Below are 14,477 nucleotides of genomic sequence, written 5' to 3'. Positions count from 1 at the left end.
CCCGGCCCCGCCGGTCCGGGTCTCAGCGCATCATTCCGGCCTGGGCGGCGGCGAAGTCGATACGCGGATGGACGAGGGCGAAGTTCGCCGCACTCTGGCCCGAATGGCTCAGAAGCCGCAGGCTCGCCGTCCGCCCGGCGAGCTCGGGCAGGGCGCGCGCGCCGCTGCCCTGCGAGCCGTCGCCCGGCGCCGTGAACAGCCCGACCAGCATGCCCGGCCGCGCGAAGCCGTCCCGCGTCAGCACGCGCCACCGAACCGTCTGGGCCCGCTCGATGCTCTCGGACCGGCCGATCCGCGTGAACATCGCGACGTAGCTCTGCCGGAAGCCGCCGCGATCCGCTACGAAGGTGCAGTCGGCGACGGGCGTCCGGCCGAAGATCAGGCTGGCTTCGGGCTTCGTCGTGCAGGTGAGCGTGCCGGCAGCCTGCTGGGTCGGCACCTCGCCGAGATTGCCGCGGGCATAGGCGGCCCCGGCGGCGAGAAGAGCGGCGGTGAAGGCGATGGTGCGCGTGCGCATGGTGAGAGCCCCCCTTGTCTGGGCGTGGTTCGCTCGCCTCGGATCGAAGCGTTGCGTTAACCATGCCGGGCTCGCGTTGCGCGCGTATTCCGTCCCGTGTTGCGTGGCGGAGGGGCGCGGCGCGACCCTCGCAACAGGGTGTCGCTGCGGCCTGCCGGCGGAACGGCGTGTGCCGTCCCCTTCGGGCTCTCAGCGCGCCGGCTTCTTCGCCTCGGCAGGCTTGATGCTGCCCGTCTCGGCCACGCGATCGCGGGACTGGTCGAGGCGCTTGCGGAGAGCGGCGACCTCGCGCTGGGCGCTCGCGAGCTGACCCTTGGCGAAGTCGCGCGCCGCGGTGGTCAGGTTGAGCTCCTCGCGGACGGCGGCGAGCTTCTCCTGCGCGTCGCGCACGAGCTCGGCATTGGTCTGCTCGATCTGCTTGAGGCCGGCCATCAGCCGCGCGCGGTCGCCTTGAAGCAGGTCGACCTGCTCCGCGAGGTCGCGCTGACCCCACGCCTTGCCGGCAAAGGCACCCCAGCCCGCGATGGCCGCGACGCCGAGACAGGCCGCCAGCAGGACGACCGGCCTCGGCTTCGGGCCGAGGAGAGCCGCCTGTACCCAGTGGGGGAGGGCGGGTAAGCGCCGCATCGAGATACTCCGCAGCCTCGTACTCGGAAGGCAGAAGGCCTTCCGATCCAGGCCGCGAGAGTGCCGCGTTAGGATTAAGGGTTGCTTACGGGCGGCGTCGCAAGGTTCGAATTCTCGCGCATTTCGGCAGGTTGCTCGTCCGCGACAGGAAACGACGGTTCCACGTCGAGATCCGTGAGGTCTCGGTACTCAAGCTACCTTTCTTGGTCTGTCGCACGGTCGGACTTGAGCCGCCCCTTGGCGCATGCAAGCGTCGCAGGATCCGAGGACAGCGCCGTTCGGCGGCCCGCAGGGGCGCCGGTCCGCGCGCCTTCGGCAGGGGATCGAGCCGGACATGCGCGCCCTGCGGCAGACGTGCGAGGGAGAGTACCGGGCGGGCATGGCGCGGCGCGTCCGGGTCCGGACGGTTCGGCGCGCGCTCCTCGGCGGCGCGGCAGCCTCGGCCCTGGCAGGCGTCTTCATTCTCATGCCGAGCGGGCTGACAGATCGGGCCGCGCTCAGGCCCTTCCGGCCGGCAACCCGGCTCGCCTTTCCGGAGCCGGAGCCCGCCCGGTCGTTGCCGAGCCTCGTATCGCTGACGATGGTGACGGGACCCGCGCACGCCTACGCTCGACGCCACCCTTCCGACGGTTCCGGCCCGCAGCTCGAGGCGACGCCTTTCCAGACCGTCGAGGACGCCTGGACCGCGGCTTTCTTCGGTGACCGGCAGCGCATGGTGGCGTTCATCGCGGACGCGGCCGTGGTCAACGGGCTGCCGGTCGAGTTCCTGATGCGCCTTCTCCGCCAGGAGAGCGGCCTCAACCATCAGGCGGTCAGCCGCGCGGGCGCGCAGGGCGTCGCCCAGTTCATGCCCGCGACGGCGAGCGAGCGTGGCCTCGCCGATCCGTTCAATCCCTACGAGGCCATCCCAAAATCGGCCGAGCTCCTGCGCGAGCATCGGATCCGGTTCGGCAATCTCGGCCTCGCGGCGGCCGCCTACAATGCGGGGGCCCAGCGCGTCCGCGACTGGCTTGCCGGGCGCTCCTCCCTGCCGCGGGAGACCCGAGCCTACGTCGCGCAGGTCACCGGCCGGGCCGCGGACGAGTGGCGCCAGGGCGAGGACGTGCTCGCCTCGGCCGATCCGTTGGCCGGCATCTCCCTCCGGTAGGCGCCCGAATCCGAGGCGCGTTCCCGAATACCGAATCGCAAAGCCAGCGACCCGTGCTGAATGCGCCCATGCGCGTCGCTGCGGCGCTCGGAATTACATTCTCAACACATTCCCGCACCAAGCGGGGCCCTGCGTTCCGGAGAATTCAAAAATACATGCATAAGCAAGTTATGCCAGACTCAGAATGTTATCAAGGAGAAATGGCGATAGTGGCTACTCCAACCGGCCTCGAAACCCTCTTTCTGCAGCTCGTCGACGAGGCTCGTGCAAAGGCAGGGCTCGGGCACCCACATTCGACGGAGAATTTCTTAATTCGTCCGATGCTCACAGCGCCTGGATGGATCAGACGGATACCTTCTCCCACACCGGCGTGAACGGCTCCAATTCCGGCGCCCGCATGGCGACAGCGGGTTACGGAGCACAGGGCTGGGGTGAGAACATCGCCTACGTGAGCGGTGAGATGACAGAGACGACGGTGCGCCAGCTGCACGCGAACCTGATGAACTCGCCCGGCCACTGCGCGAACATCGTCAACGGCTCATTCGAGGAGATCGGCACCGGCCTGAAGGAGGGGACGATCAACGGCTACAAGGTCGTGTTCGTCACGCAGAACTTCGGCACGCCGAATGCCGCGGAGCGCGCAGAGGGGGACGATGTCGGGACCGCGACGCCGCCCGCGACCGCGCCCTCGCAGCCGGATCGACCGTCTCCGGCACCAGCGGAAACGACGTCCTGAACGGGACATCCGGCAACGACGCCCTGCACGGCGGCGCCGGCAACGACACCTACTACGCAACCAGACCGGCGACAAAGCCCACGAGGTGACCGGGCAGGGCACCGACACGGTCGTCAGCTCGGTGACCTATGCGCTCAGCGGCCAGGACGTGGAGCGCCTGATCCTGACCGGCAGCAGCAACCTGAACGGGACGGGCAACGGCCTCGACAACACCCTCTCGGGAAACGCAGGCGCCAACACCCTGCGGGGCGAGGGCGGGAACGACCTGATCAACGGCAATGCCGGCCGGGATCTCCTGTACGGCGGCGCCGGCCGCGACACCTTCGTGTTCGACACCGTGTCCGAGGCCAACGGCGACACGGTCGGTGATTTCGTCCACGGTGCCGACCGGATCAACCTCGCCGCCATCGACGCGAACACCCGTGCCAGCGGCGACCAGGGCTTCGCCTTCATCGGCACGCAGGGCTTCCACAAGGCCGCGGGCGAGCCGAAGGCGTATCAGGCGGGCGGCAACACCTACCTCGCCGGGGATGTGAACGGCGACGGCTCCGCGGACTTCGCCATCAAGGCGGTCGGCGCCCACACCTTCGTCAGCGCGGACTTCGTCCCGTGAACGAGATCGGCCCCCGGGCTCGACCCCGGGGGCCGATCTCGAATGCCCGTCCGGCCCTCAGCTGAGAGCGAGCCAGAAGGCGACCTCGAAGGTCAGCACGCCCATCGTGCACACGGCCACGAACACCCGGTCGGCCAGGGGCGGCCGGAGCGACCCTGCGCCGGGCGTCATCTCCGAGCCGCATCGCGAACGATGATCCACGCGCTCCTCCGAACTCTGTCTCCGGTGTCCCGACGCAATCGATACGAGTCTCGCGGGCCGAAAGTTTCACGCGGGCCAAGCAAAGTGCGCGGCGGCGCCCGCGACCGCGCGATCCTGCTAGGCCGCTCGCACCGCCGCGACCCCCTTTCCAGTGCTGCCGAGATCGGACAACCTGCATGACCTCGTTGGCAGTCGGAGCGCGTGTATGGAACAGGTGCGGGAACACCGGGGGCTCGACCGTTCGGACGCTGAGTGCTGTCGCCTCGGCGTCGCTCGCCCGACGAGGGCGCGCCGGCGCGGTCGGCCTGGACTCGCGCTCGCCGGGTTCCTTCTCGCGGCCGCGATCATCCCGGGTGCCTCGGCCGACGTGCTGATCCGGATCGACAAGGCGAGCCAGCGCATGTCGGTGACAGTCGACGGCCAGCAGCGCCACGACTGGCCGGTCTCGACCGGAGCGTCCGGCTACGACACGCCGAGCGGCACGTTCCAGCCCTCGCGGCTCAGCCGGCATCACTTCTCGCGGGAGTGGGACAACGCCCCGATGCCCTTCGCCATTTTCTTCACCGGAGAAGGCCACGCGATCCACGGCACTCAGCAGAGCCGCCTGCTCGGCCGGCCGGCCTCGCACGGCTGCGTTCGGCTGGCGCCGCGCAATGCCGGCCTCCTGTTCGCGCTGGTTCGCGCGGAGGGACTGGCGAAGACGCAGGTTGTGGTGGATGGCGACGACGGCCCGATGGCCGGCGGGGGCTCAGCCGGTCCCGGCGTCAATCCGCTCGCGGTGCTTCAGCAATCCGCGGCGGCGCGGGCGCGGTGGCGATCCGATACGATCGCCTCGGCCCCGATCCCGGCCGCAGCGCCGGCCGCCAGGCTCACCCAGGCCACGAATGCTGGCATCGCGGCGAGCGCACCTGCAACCGCTGAGGCGGGAACCTCCGCGGCGGCGCAGGCGCCGCCCCCGGCGGTGGATCGGGAGGGGCTGATGGGGCAACTCCTCAGCAGGGGCGCGCAGGTTGCCAAGCCGATCTGCAGCGCCTGCTAGGCGAGCCGCCGAGGCGGCTCGCTCAGGGCTTCGAGCGGCCGCGCCGCGCGGCGGCCTCAGTAGCCGTAATAGTACGGGCCGGGGCCGTAGTAGCCGTAGGCCGGAGCCGGTGCGTAGTAGCGCGGAGCTTGCGAGGCGGCGATCGCGCCGCCGATGATGCCGAGGGCGGCGCCGGCCGCCAGCGCACCGCCGACACCCGGCCCGCGCCGGTAGCCGTAGTGCCGGTGGCCGCGGTAGGCGTAGCCGCCGTGGTAGCCGCCGCGATAGCCTGGGCGCGCCTCGGCGGAGGGTGCGACGAGGAGCGAGCCTGCGAAGGCCGCGGCAGCGGCCGAGAGAGCGAGTTTCTTCACGATCATCCCCTTGTGTGAGATCCGCAAGCCCCTTGAGACAGCGCCTGCCATGTGAGGGTCTGCAGCCTGAACCGAGCCTGAACCTGAGCAAGATCGTCTTAAGATGCGGACGCTCTTCGCGAGTGTGGTAACCCCGGCCTCAACGGATAGCCGAGATGCGCCGAAGATCGGACATCGATTGAGAAAGGAATTGAAGACTATCGGCGGCGCTCACGCGCCGTCTGACGGGAGCATTACGTGGCGAGGCTGTGGCCATCGTCCCGTCAATCCTCCGGCGTCAGATTCGAGACGAAGGCGTTGCCGAACTTCGTGGTCGACCGGACGGTGGCGGATGGCGCTATCCGCGCGATGATCTGTGATCCGTCGCCGTTGCAGAACATCTCCTCGATGTCGGCCTGATCGAGCCCGAGATCGCGTGCGAGCAGATCGTGCACGGCGGCCGCGTTCTCGTCGCTGTCGATCGTGAAGCCGAAGGAGCGATGAGGCTTGTAAAACAGCACGCGGTCACCGGGACCAAGGAAGCTCTTGATCGTTTCAAAGTCGTAGGTCGGATTCGCCGTTGACAACCCCCGGGCCTCCACCGTTCTCGATGCGGCGGGGTTTGTTGCCGCGGCTTACGGCTCCGTCAATGAAGCGCGGCGCATAGGACAGAGCTGAGCCATTACTCGGAAAGAAAACGAGATGGCTCTCAACACCTTGAGCAGATCGATGGCGGCGTACGCGCCAGGAGGCGTTCTCTCCATGAGCAAGGGTTTCAAACCGCGGCCGGAGCAACTCGAGACGGTTGCCGAACTGACGACGCGGCTTGCCGAGCAGGCCATGGCCGAGATGATGTCGCGCCGGCCGGTGTCGGAGGAAACGGTGCGCTCCCTTGCCGACGGCGTGCTGATCCTCGACGAGAACGCCCATCCGATCCCGCGCCTCGCCCTCGACGTGCTGATGCGCATTCATCGCGAGCGGGCGAGCGGGTCGTTGCCGACGGATCCGGACGCCGGGTCGGTGCCAGCCCCCGAGACCGATGCCGACGAGCGTTCGGAGGTTCTGAGCGCGGGCCACAAGGTCCTGCGCCTGTTCCGGTCCTTCCGCCCGAGGAGCGGACGCTGACCTGAAGGGGAGGTGCCCGGAAAGCGAGGCGGCGTTCGCTCCCGGCCCGACCTGTGCTAGAACAAAACCAGAACACAAGGTCGGACCGAGCGGATCGTGCTGCGGGCCGGTCCCGACTGGGTACCTCGGCACGACGAGAAGCGGTGATGGATGCGGTTCGACGGCTAGGAAGCTACCTGCAGGTGCAGGACGGGGACGGCTGCCGGCACCTCCTGCGGGTCACGAGCGTGCAGGCGCTGAGCGACACCGACCCGCTCCGCAACGAGACCTTCATCACGGCGGCGGGCCGGACCATACGCGTGCTGCAACCGCTCGATCAGATCGTCGAGCTTATCGCCCCGGGCGAGAGGTTGACCGGCGAGGCAGAGGAGCCCGCCTGGCCCTTCTGAACCGTGAGACCTGGGACGCGGGCGCGTCAGGGGGCGGGCTTCTGGCCTTCGACGAAGCCGAGGCCGCGCAGGATATCCCCGAGCGGTCCGGCGAGCGCGACGGGGCGCGGAGCCGCCGCCTGCTGCTCGGCAGGTCGAGGGGGGCTCTCCGCCGGTGGAGCTGCCTTCCGGGCCTGGGCCTTTCGAAGGCTCTGGGCCGAGGAGGGCCGCTTCACGGCCGGGGCGGCCGTGCGCTCGCGCTTCAGCGCGGGAAGCGGCGCGTGCGCGGTTCCCTCGATGCCCGGCACCACGGCGGCCGCGACGTGAGTCAGGGTGCCCGTCGTGGCCGGCTCCGGACCGCGTGGTCCCTCCGCCGCGGCGCCCGTTTCCTCGCCGCGCGCACGGACGAGGCGCCGCGGTGGGTCGATCCATGCTTGGGAGGGTGCTCCCCGCCCGTCCGCCGCGCTGGACTGCCTCGTGGCCTCCACCGAGGCGGCTGGGGCCATCGCGGCACTAATCGGTGAAGACGTGCGAAATCCCGCAGTCATCAGCAGCGCGGATATCGCCGATACGCCCAGTATGGCGAAGCTCACTCTCATGTCATGACAACCGAAGGCCAAGCTTCCACGTTCCGCATGCCGTACGCTCGCGCACGGTCACGCCGGCGACACCAGTCGTCCCAGCCGCGGTCGCGGCTTCGGTCTCGGAATGATGACGATCTGGCCGCTGACCGGATCGAAGACCGTGGTGCTCATGGAGGGCATCCCGTCGTGTGATCGCTGGATCACAGGACGGAAAGGTGACCAAAGGGTTGCTGCGGTCGTGATGGACCGGGGATAACGCGGCCCCGTCAGGGTCTTCCGCGCCGAGCCGGCGGCCGAGCAGCGTAACCGGAAGGCCACAGCGACGGTTGGCGACGCGACCTGAGCGTCGAATTCTTGCCTCGGTCCGCGGTAAGCGCAGCCGCCTCCGGCGCGCGGCGCACCGGCTAAGGATTTATCAGCCCTAACATTTTTATAGCCGGCGCGCGGATGGGGTTCAGAACGCGGGGAACTAACTCTTCGTCACTAGTACCATTCCGCACTGTCTCTGCAGATTGAACATAGCAGAATCATCATTCATATGATGCTTAAGGCGCCTGATTCGTCGTGCGTCCGCGTATAGTTCTCTCCCCCAGAAACATTCGGAGTTGGAAGGTCAATCAATGGCCCGGTATTTCTTTAACGTTGCTGACCATGAATTCTCAGTACGTGATGACGGCGGGACAGAATGTTTCGATCAGGATGCTGCCCTCGCGGAAGCACTCCGAACTCTGTGTGAAGTTGCTGCGGATCAGCCTGAAAAATACATTCATCATCCACTGCGAATCGAAGTTCTCGACGCGTCGCGGGAGGCGGTTCTCGCCTGCGAGATCAGGTTGACGGCGGTGGACCGTGCGAAGAACTGCCTGAAGGCCGCAGCCTGAGGCTACATCCTCTGCCTAATCCGTTGCCTGCGACGATGGTCGGCAGTGCCGGGCTTTTCAAAACTTGACCTTACGATGCGTCCGCCGGGCGATGCTTCGATCCGGTGACGCCTGCGCGAGACGATCGCGCGACCAAGAGGAACGGTGAGCCTTCTCCGCGACCCTGAGGTCGCGGAGAAGGTTCTCGGAGGGCCGCTCCGCCCGGCCACCGTGCGGGCGGCGTCAGGCCGCCTGGCTGATTGGCGCCGGGGTGGGCGCGTCCATCGCGCGGAGATAGACTTCGAGCAGGGTCTCGTGCTCGTCGCGCTCATCCTTGTCCTGCTTGCGCAGCATGATGATCTCCTTGAGGATCTTCACGTCGAGCCCCTCGCTTTTCGCCTCGAGGAAGATCTCCTTCTTGGCCTCCATGAGATCCTTGATCTCCTCCTCCACCCGCTCGACGCGCTCCACGATGGAGCGGATGCGGTCGCCGGCGATCCCAACGGTGTCGGTCATGGTTGCTCCTTCCTTGATCCGGACGAGCAACCTCGGCGAAGACCGTAAGGGCGAGGTTAAGGCCGCCGATGAGTGATGCGTACGGGCGTCCCCCGCCTCGGAGACACGAGGCCGCGGCCTGGAAGGCTCACGACAGGTGTGGCTTGCGGCGCGACCCGCCCACCGTGACGCTTGCGTGCCCAGGACGAATAATTCAAAGTTCAAAAGCCCGGTCGGCGCCACGGCGCGACGCCGGGTGCCGGTTCATGCGGGCCGGCGGCAGCTCGGCCGACATACGCCAAGAAGGCCCGATCGAGGGCACGTCGGTGGGTTCCACGGTCTTCGAATCCCAAGATAGACATGGTGCCGGAAAGAGCACCGCGAGAGGATACGCCATGAGAGTTGCCGTGACAGCCGCGATCGCGGCGGCCTTGCTGCCCGTGAGCGCAGCGCAGGCCTGGGAACCGACCAAGCCGATCGAGATCATCGTTCCGTTCCCGCCCGGCGGCTCGTCGGACCAGATGGCGCGCACGATCCAGGGCGCGATCCAGAAGAACAACCTCGTCAAGCAGCCGATCATCATCGTCAACAAGCCGGCCGCCGCCGGCGGCGAGGCGATGCTCGACATCCAGAAGTCGGCCGGCGACCCCCACAAGCTGATCACCACGTCGAGCGGCATCTACATGACGCCGCTGGCCACCAAGCTTCCGGTGAGCTGGAAGGATTTCACCCCGGTCGCGATGATGGCCCAGGACGCCTTCGTCCTGTGGGTGAACGCCGCCAGCCCCTACAAGACCGCCAAGGACTTTATCGACGCGGCCAAGACCGCGAACCCGCCCCTCAAGACCGGCGGCAACGGCTCCAAGCGCGAGGACCATCTCATCTCGGTGACGATGGAGCAGGTGGGCGGCGCCAAGATCACCTACGTGCCCTATCAGGGCGGCGGCCCGTCGTCGGTGCAGCTCGCCGGCGGCCATATCGACGCGAACATGAACAACCCGGCCGAGGAGGTCGCGAACTGGCGGTCCGGCGCGGTGAAGCCGCTCTGCGTCTTCTCGCAGAAGCCGATGGAGTACACCCAGAAGGTGACGGCGGACATGGCATGGTCCGACATCCCGACCTGCCCGTCGCAGGGCCTCAACGTCACCTACCAGATGCTGCGCGGCATGTTCATGCCCGGCAAGGTCACTCCGGAGCAGCAGGCCTTCTACGTCGAGCTGTTCCGCAAGGTCGCCGAGACCCCCGACTGGAAGGCCTACCTGGAGCGCAACGCCCTGGTGCCCGATCTCCGCTCCGGTCAAGCCTTCGTCGACTTCCTCACCGAGGACGAGCGCAAGCACAAGGAGCTGATGACCAAGGCCGGCTTCATCGCGACGAACTAGTCTCGTCGACCGACGGCCCGGACCCGCGCCGGGCCGTTCCCTTCATCGCGCGGAAGACCTGTCATGGCGGAAGCTTCACCCTCGACCACCGAGCGCGGCATCTCGCGCCGTCTCGTCGAAACGATCGTGTCCCTGGCCCTGATGGGTGTCGCGGCGCTCGCCCTCTGGGATTCCTACGAGCGCGGCGCCGGCTGGGACAACGGCCCGGAGAACGGCTTCTTCCCGGCGCGCGTCGCCTGGATCCTCGCCATCGCGGCGCTCGCCACGCTCTGGAGCGCGTTCCGCCGCGAGGAGAGCGTCTTCGTCACCTACGAGCAGCTGCGCCTCGTGGCCCAGGTCTTCGTGCCGCTGTTCCTCTACGTCCTGGCCATCGCCTTCATCGGCATCTACCTCGCCTCGGCCCTGTTCATGGCCCTCTTCATGCTGATGCTGGGCTCGTTCCGGTGGTGGCAGACGCTCCTCGCGGTCGTTCTCACCCCGCTCATCATCTTCTGGGTGTTCGAGCTGCAGTTCCGGGTCCCCCTGCCGAAGGGACCGATCGAGACCATGCTCGGCTACTGACGCCCGCATCGACGTCATTCAGGAATCAGCGATGGACGACCTCAACCAGCTTCTCCTGGGATTCCAGGTCGCTCTGACATGGCACAACGTGCTGTTCATGGTGGTGGGCGTGCTGCTCGGCATCGTGGTGGGCGTGCTGCCCGGCCTCGGCGGCCCGAACGGCGTCGCGATCCTGCTGCCGCTCACCTTCGGCATGGACCCGACCTCGGCGATCATCCTGCTCTCGTCGATCTACTGGGGCGCGCTGTTCGGCGGCGCCATCACGTCGATCCTGTTCAACATCCCCGGGGAGGCGTGGTCGGTCGCGACCACCTTCGACGGGTATCCGATGGCCCAGCAGGGGCGGGCCGGGGAGGCGCTGACGGCGGCCTTCACCGCCTCCTTCATCGGGGCACTCTCGGGCGTCGTGCTCATCACCTTCGTCGCGCCCCTCGTCGCCAAGTTCGCCCTGCGCTTCGGGCCGGCCGAGTTCTTCGGCGTCTTCTTCCTCACCTTCTGCTCGTTCATCGGCATGGGCCGGGAGAACAAGGCCAAGATCGTCGCCTCGCTGGCGCTCGGCTTCCTGCTCGCGGCCGTCGGCCTCGACACGATCTCCGGCGACCTGCGGCTCACCTTCGGCACCAGCGAGCTGATGAAAGGCTTCGACTTCCTCGTGGTGGTGATCGGCCTGTTCGGCGTCTCCGAGATCCTGCTGACCATCGAGGAGGGCCTGCACTTCAAGGGCAAGCGCGCCGCCATGGACCTCGCCGTGGTCCTGCGGACCTGGGCCTCTCTGCCCCGCTACTGGGCCACGCTGATCCGCTCCTCGGTCGTCGGCATGTGGATGGGCGTCACGCCGGGCGGCGCCATCGCGGCCTCCTTCATGGGCTACGGCCTCGCCAAGCGCTTCTCCCGCACGCCCGAGTCGTTCGGGCGCGGTGAGGTCGAGGGTGTCCTCGCCCCCGAGACCGCCGCGCACGCCGCCGGCACCTCGGCCCTGCTGCCGATGCTGGCCCTCGGCATCCCGGGCTCGGCGACGGCGGCGGTGCTCCTCGGCGGCCTGATGATCTGGGGCCTCCAGCCCGGCCCGCTGCTCTTCGTCGAGAAGAAGGAGTTCGTCTGGGGCCTGATCGCCTCGATGTATCTCGGCAACATCGCCGGGCTCCTGATCGTGCTCGCCACCGTGCCGGTCTTCGCCGCGATCATGCGCATCCCCTTCGCGCTCGTCGCGCCGATCATCCTCGTGGTCTGCGCCATCGGCGCCTACACGGTCGAGTCGTCGCGCTTCGACATCTGGCTGATGCTGGTCTTCGGCGTCGTCGGCTACGTGTTCAAGAAGCTCGATTATCCGCTGGCGCCGCTCGTGCTCGCCCTCGTCCTCGGAGACCGCGCCGAGGATGCGTTCCGGCAGGCGCTCCTCGGCTCGGGCGGCAACCTCTCGGTCTTCTTCTCGAATGGCCTCGTCTCGACGCTGATGATCCTGGCGCTTCTGCTCCTGTTCTGGGGGCCGCTCGGAGAGGTCCGCAAGCGGATCGCGCGCAAGATCGGCCTGAGCCGGCCGGCGCCGATGACGCCCTGATCGCGCGCATCAGATCATCGGGTCTTCCTGCCGAACGCCTCGTCCCGGGGCGTCGCGAGACGGACTCGAGAGAGCGCCGCCCTCCGGGCGACGGGCGGTATACCGCTCGTCGCCGGCCGTTGTAGAAGGGCCGCGCTTCGTCTCATCGCTCCTGTGAACGGTCACCGCGCAGCATCTCGGCTCGGTGCGCGCGCCGCGTTAGATCTCGCTCGAACATCTCGACAGATTGGCTCCCGATTCGGTGGGTGCGCCGGTCAGGTCAACCCTCCCGCCGGTCCGACCAAGGAAGGCCTTCGTGGAACACTATCTGTCCTCCTCGTTCCTGCTGTCGCTGCTGCAGATCATCTGGATCGACATCATCCTGTCGGGCGACAACGCGGTGGTGATCGCGCTGGCCTGCCGGGGCCTGCCGGAGCGGCAGCGGCGCATCGGGGTGATCCTGGGAGCGGTGGCGGCGGCGCTGCTGCGCATCATCTTCGCCGTCATCATCTCCCACCTCCTGGCGGTCCCGCTGCTCAAAGTCGTCGGCGGCCTGATCCTGCTGCATATCGCGGTCAAGCTCGTGCGGGGCGAGGACGAGGATGGGAGCCACGTCAAGGAGCACGCCAGCCTGCCGAGGGCGATCTGGACCATCGTCGTCGCCGACGCGGTGATGAGCTTCGACAACGTCGTCGCCGTGGCGGGCGCCGCCAAGGGCCACGACGAGCTCTTCATCATCGGCCTCGCGCTGTCGGTCCCGCTCCTGATCGTCGGGGCGAGCCTGATCACCCGCCTGATCGACCGGTTCCCGATCCTGATCTGGTTCGGCGGCGGCCTCCTGGGCTGGGTCGCCGGCGAGATGATCGCCTCGGACCGGCTGATCCACCAGCACGTCGTCGAGGCCCTGCCCGCCGGCCTGCAGGGCGGCTTCCACTACGCGCTGGCCGCGCTCGGTGCGGGTGCCGTCGTGGTCATCGGCAGCCTGCTCCGCACCAAGACCGCCGAGGACGTGGCGCACGAGCAGGCCGACGCGGTCGGCAAGGCCGAGGCCGACATGGTCGGAAGCTGAGGCGCGGGAGCGCCTCGGCCCGACCCGGGCACGCCGCGGATCCCTGTCCTGCGGGGCCGGGACGTCGCCCGGCCCCCGACAAGCGCCTTCAGCCGCGGATGAAGGTCAGAAGGTCGGGGTTGATGGTATCCGGGTGGGTGGTGCACATCCCGTGCGGCAGGCCCTCGTAGGTCTTGAGGGTGCCGTTCCTGAGGAGCGGGTGGGCGAGGAGCGCCGAGTCCGCGATCGGCACGATCTGGTCGTCGGTGCCGTGCATCACCAGCACGGGCACGTCGATCGCCTTGAGATCCTCGGTGAAATCCGTCTCCGAGAACGCCTTGATGCACTCGTACTGCGCCTGCGCGCCACCCATCATGCCCTGGCGCCACCAGTTGGCGATCACGCCCTCGGAGATCCGCGCGCCCTCCCGGTTGAAGCCGTAGAACGGGCCGGAGGGCACGTCGCGATAGAACTGCGCCCGGTTCGCCGCCAGCGCGGCGCGGAAGCCGTCGAACACCTCGATCGGCAGGCCGCCGGGGTTTTTCTCGGACTGCACCATCACGGGCGGCACCGCGCCGATCAGCACGGCCTTCGCGGCGCGCTCGGCCTCGGCCCGGGCGACATAGTGTGCGACCTCGCCGCCGCCGGTGGAGTGGCCGACATGGACGGCGTTCCGAAGGTCGAGCTTGGCCACGAGTTCCGCGACGTCGGCCGCGTAGGTGTCCATCTCGTTGCCGGTCGTGGTCTGCGACGAGCGGCCGTGGCCGCGGCGGTCGTGGGCGATGACGCGGTAGCCCTCGCCGAGGAAAAACAACATCTGGTTGTCCCAGTCGTCGGCGCTGAGCGGCCAGCCGTGATGGAACACGATCGACTGCGCGTCCCTGGGTCCCCAGTCCTTGTAGAAGATCTCCGTCCCGTCCTGCGTCGTGATCGTGGGCATGATGAACCTCGGTCCGTTGGCGTGAGCGCACCGCGCCGGGTGCGCCGTCGTTGCGTGAAGCGCGCCGGTTGGCCGGGCGTACGCCCGGTCTCACTGTTCTGATTCGCCGTCCCTCATCCGCAAGTTGCGACGCTTCGGCGATGCACACAATCTGCCGCCTGCAACGTCCGCCGAAAAGCGAAACGATCGAAACATATTCTTTCCGAAGCGGAGATCATGCACAATTCGACCGGCCGCGTCCTTCATCGCCAAGGTGGGTGGGGAGGGGCCTGCACGAACCGATCGGCCGGCCGTTAACCGCTCCTTAAGCGCTGCACGCACTCGTTGAGCGAGCAAGGGAGCCGATTCCGGCTGCCATCGACCGGCGC

20 protein-coding genes are annotated in these 14,477 nt (G+C 68.0%); 12 read left to right on the top strand and 8 right to left on the bottom strand.

The annotated features are described in order from the left end of the window. Window positions 1-22: 22 nt before the first annotated feature. Window positions 23-517 (bottom strand): DUF992 domain-containing protein, encoded by a 495-nt coding sequence (locus MOX02_RS16370; RefSeq protein ID WP_147026862.1) that lies wholly within the window; start codon window positions 515-517, stop codon window positions 23-25. Between the two features lie 189 nt (window positions 518-706). Continuing rightward, on the bottom strand, window positions 707-1,144 hold the full coding sequence (locus MOX02_RS16365) for a hypothetical protein (RefSeq protein WP_147026861.1): 438 nt from the start codon (window positions 1,142-1,144) through the stop codon (window positions 707-709). A 334-nt stretch (window positions 1,145-1,478) separates the two neighbouring features. On the opposite strand from MOX02_RS16365, the gene MOX02_RS32960 reads away from it, so the two are divergent. The 4 genes from MOX02_RS32960 to MOX02_RS16350 all read left to right on the top strand — a co-directional run bounded on the left by MOX02_RS32960 (window position 1,479) and on the right by MOX02_RS16350 (window position 3,640). Beyond that, on the top strand, window positions 1,479-2,291 hold the full coding sequence (locus tag MOX02_RS32960; RefSeq protein ID WP_147026860.1) for a lytic transglycosylase domain-containing protein: 813 nt from the start codon (window positions 1,479-1,481) through the stop codon (window positions 2,289-2,291). A gap of 184 nt (window positions 2,292-2,475) precedes the next feature. Continuing rightward, complete coding sequence (locus tag MOX02_RS16355; RefSeq protein ID WP_147026859.1) at window positions 2,476-3,027, top strand: CAP domain-containing protein; 552 nt, start codon at window positions 2,476-2,478, stop codon at window positions 3,025-3,027. Beyond that, a complete protein-coding gene (locus MOX02_RS32955) occupies window positions 3,024-3,116 on the top strand; it encodes a hypothetical protein (RefSeq protein WP_373866756.1) in 93 nt (30 codons plus the stop codon). Before MOX02_RS16355 ends, MOX02_RS32955 begins: the two co-directional genes overlap by 4 nt. Next, complete coding sequence (locus MOX02_RS16350) at window positions 3,113-3,640, top strand: M10 family metallopeptidase C-terminal domain-containing protein (RefSeq protein WP_170267894.1); 528 nt, start codon at window positions 3,113-3,115, stop codon at window positions 3,638-3,640. The genes MOX02_RS32955 and MOX02_RS16350 overlap by 4 nt, the downstream gene beginning before the upstream one ends. A 57-nt stretch (window positions 3,641-3,697) precedes the next feature. On the opposite strand, the gene MOX02_RS31295 is transcribed toward MOX02_RS16350, so the two are convergent. After that, a complete protein-coding gene (locus MOX02_RS31295) occupies window positions 3,698-3,841 on the bottom strand; it encodes a hypothetical protein (RefSeq protein WP_170267893.1) in 144 nt (47 codons plus the stop codon). 205 nt (window positions 3,842-4,046) lie between these two features. On the opposite strand from MOX02_RS31295, the gene MOX02_RS16345 reads away from it, so the two are divergent. Beyond that, entirely contained in the window at window positions 4,047-4,880 is an 834-nt protein-coding gene (locus MOX02_RS16345) for a L,D-transpeptidase (protein WP_147026857.1), read from the top strand. Between the two features lie 56 nt (window positions 4,881-4,936). Here MOX02_RS16345 and MOX02_RS16340 read toward each other — a convergent pair whose 3' ends face one another. Both MOX02_RS16340 and MOX02_RS16335 read right to left on the bottom strand, forming a co-directional pair. Then, entirely contained in the window at window positions 4,937-5,236 is a 300-nt protein-coding gene (locus MOX02_RS16340; RefSeq protein ID WP_373866755.1) for a hypothetical protein, read from the bottom strand. A gap of 257 nt (window positions 5,237-5,493) precedes the next feature. Beyond that, the gene (locus tag MOX02_RS16335) at window positions 5,494-5,811 is read right to left on the bottom strand and encodes a hypothetical protein (protein ID WP_147026856.1); all 318 of its coding nucleotides are present in this window, start codon (window positions 5,809-5,811) and stop codon (window positions 5,494-5,496) included. Window positions 5,812-5,911: 100 nt separating this feature from the next. On the opposite strand from MOX02_RS16335, the gene MOX02_RS16330 reads away from it, so the two are divergent. Both MOX02_RS16330 and MOX02_RS16325 read left to right on the top strand, forming a co-directional pair. Continuing rightward, window positions 5,912-6,334, top strand: coding sequence for a hypothetical protein (locus MOX02_RS16330; RefSeq protein ID WP_147026855.1), 423 nt, complete (start codon window positions 5,912-5,914; stop codon window positions 6,332-6,334). Window positions 6,335-6,480: 146 nt separating this feature from the next. After that, a complete protein-coding gene (locus tag MOX02_RS16325; RefSeq protein ID WP_147026854.1) occupies window positions 6,481-6,723 on the top strand; it encodes a hypothetical protein in 243 nt (80 codons plus the stop codon). A gap of 26 nt (window positions 6,724-6,749) precedes the next feature. Here the strand turns inward: MOX02_RS16325 and MOX02_RS16320 are convergent, their stop codons facing one another. Further along, window positions 6,750-7,208 carry a hypothetical protein gene (locus tag MOX02_RS16320; RefSeq protein WP_147026853.1) on the bottom strand — a complete coding sequence of 153 codons (459 nt, stop codon included), beginning with the start codon at window positions 7,206-7,208 and terminating at the stop codon, window positions 6,750-6,752. A 698-nt stretch (window positions 7,209-7,906) separates the two neighbouring features. Here MOX02_RS16320 and MOX02_RS16315 point away from each other — a divergent pair. After that, the gene (locus MOX02_RS16315) at window positions 7,907-8,167 is read left to right on the top strand and encodes a DUF6894 family protein (RefSeq protein WP_147026852.1); all 261 of its coding nucleotides are present in this window, start codon (window positions 7,907-7,909) and stop codon (window positions 8,165-8,167) included. Window positions 8,168-8,389: 222 nt separating this feature from the next. On the opposite strand, the gene MOX02_RS16310 is transcribed toward MOX02_RS16315, so the two are convergent. Further along, a complete protein-coding gene (locus tag MOX02_RS16310; protein WP_147026851.1) occupies window positions 8,390-8,662 on the bottom strand; it encodes a DUF2312 domain-containing protein in 273 nt (90 codons plus the stop codon). A 374-nt stretch (window positions 8,663-9,036) separates the two neighbouring features. On the opposite strand from MOX02_RS16310, the gene MOX02_RS16305 reads away from it, so the two are divergent. The 4 genes from MOX02_RS16305 to MOX02_RS16290 all read left to right on the top strand — a co-directional run bounded on the left by MOX02_RS16305 (window position 9,037) and on the right by MOX02_RS16290 (window position 13,190). Further along, window positions 9,037-10,023, top strand: a complete 987-nt coding sequence (locus tag MOX02_RS16305; RefSeq protein WP_147026850.1) for a Bug family tripartite tricarboxylate transporter substrate binding protein — start codon at window positions 9,037-9,039, stop codon at window positions 10,021-10,023. Between the two features lie 63 nt (window positions 10,024-10,086). After that, window positions 10,087-10,584 carry a tripartite tricarboxylate transporter TctB family protein gene (locus MOX02_RS16300; protein ID WP_147026849.1) on the top strand — a complete coding sequence of 166 codons (498 nt, stop codon included), beginning with the start codon at window positions 10,087-10,089 and terminating at the stop codon, window positions 10,582-10,584. 31 nt (window positions 10,585-10,615) lie between these two features. Continuing rightward, window positions 10,616-12,142, top strand: a complete 1,527-nt coding sequence (locus tag MOX02_RS16295; RefSeq protein ID WP_147026848.1) for a tripartite tricarboxylate transporter permease — start codon at window positions 10,616-10,618, stop codon at window positions 12,140-12,142. A gap of 295 nt (window positions 12,143-12,437) precedes the next feature. Beyond that, entirely contained in the window at window positions 12,438-13,190 is a 753-nt protein-coding gene (locus tag MOX02_RS16290; protein ID WP_147026847.1) for a TerC family protein, read from the top strand. A gap of 88 nt (window positions 13,191-13,278) precedes the next feature. Here MOX02_RS16290 and MOX02_RS16285 read toward each other — a convergent pair whose 3' ends face one another. Then, a complete protein-coding gene (locus MOX02_RS16285) occupies window positions 13,279-14,109 on the bottom strand; it encodes an alpha/beta fold hydrolase (RefSeq protein ID WP_147026846.1) in 831 nt (276 codons plus the stop codon). Between the last annotated feature and the right edge of the window lie 368 nt (window positions 14,110-14,477).

Origin of the sequence: Methylobacterium oxalidis (assembly GCF_007992195.1) — a bacterium.
Lineage (GTDB): Bacteria > Pseudomonadota > Alphaproteobacteria > Rhizobiales > Beijerinckiaceae > Methylobacterium > Methylobacterium oxalidis.
This window is presented reverse-complemented; position numbering and strand designations above follow the sequence as displayed.

Coding starts and splice junctions, on each gene's coding strand:
- MOX02_RS16370 (WP_147026862.1), bottom strand. CDS start 517: ATGCGCACGCGCACCATCGCCTTCACCGCCGCTCTTCTCGCCGCCGGG.
- MOX02_RS16365 (WP_147026861.1), bottom strand. CDS start 1,144: ATGCGGCGCTTACCCGCCCTCCCCCACTGGGTACAGGCGGCTCTCCTC.
- MOX02_RS32960 (WP_147026860.1), top strand. CDS start 1,479: ATGCGCGCCCTGCGGCAGACGTGCGAGGGAGAGTACCGGGCGGGCATG.
- MOX02_RS16355 (WP_147026859.1), top strand. CDS start 2,476: ATGTTATCAAGGAGAAATGGCGATAGTGGCTACTCCAACCGGCCTCGA.
- MOX02_RS16345 (WP_147026857.1), top strand. CDS start 4,047: ATGGAACAGGTGCGGGAACACCGGGGGCTCGACCGTTCGGACGCTGAG.
- MOX02_RS16340 (WP_373866755.1), bottom strand. CDS start 5,236: ATGATCGTGAAGAAACTCGCTCTCTCGGCCGCTGCCGCGGCCTTCGCA.
- MOX02_RS16330 (WP_147026855.1), top strand. CDS start 5,912: ATGGCTCTCAACACCTTGAGCAGATCGATGGCGGCGTACGCGCCAGGA.
- MOX02_RS16325 (WP_147026854.1), top strand. CDS start 6,481: ATGGATGCGGTTCGACGGCTAGGAAGCTACCTGCAGGTGCAGGACGGG.
- MOX02_RS16320 (WP_147026853.1), bottom strand. CDS start 7,208: ATGGCCCCAGCCGCCTCGGTGGAGGCCACGAGGCAGTCCAGCGCGGCG.
- MOX02_RS16315 (WP_147026852.1), top strand. CDS start 7,907: ATGGCCCGGTATTTCTTTAACGTTGCTGACCATGAATTCTCAGTACGT.
- MOX02_RS16310 (WP_147026851.1), bottom strand. CDS start 8,662: ATGACCGACACCGTTGGGATCGCCGGCGACCGCATCCGCTCCATCGTG.
- MOX02_RS16305 (WP_147026850.1), top strand. CDS start 9,037: ATGAGAGTTGCCGTGACAGCCGCGATCGCGGCGGCCTTGCTGCCCGTG.
- MOX02_RS16300 (WP_147026849.1), top strand. CDS start 10,087: ATGGCGGAAGCTTCACCCTCGACCACCGAGCGCGGCATCTCGCGCCGT.
- MOX02_RS16295 (WP_147026848.1), top strand. CDS start 10,616: ATGGACGACCTCAACCAGCTTCTCCTGGGATTCCAGGTCGCTCTGACA.
- MOX02_RS16285 (WP_147026846.1), bottom strand. CDS start 14,109: ATGCCCACGATCACGACGCAGGACGGGACGGAGATCTTCTACAAGGAC.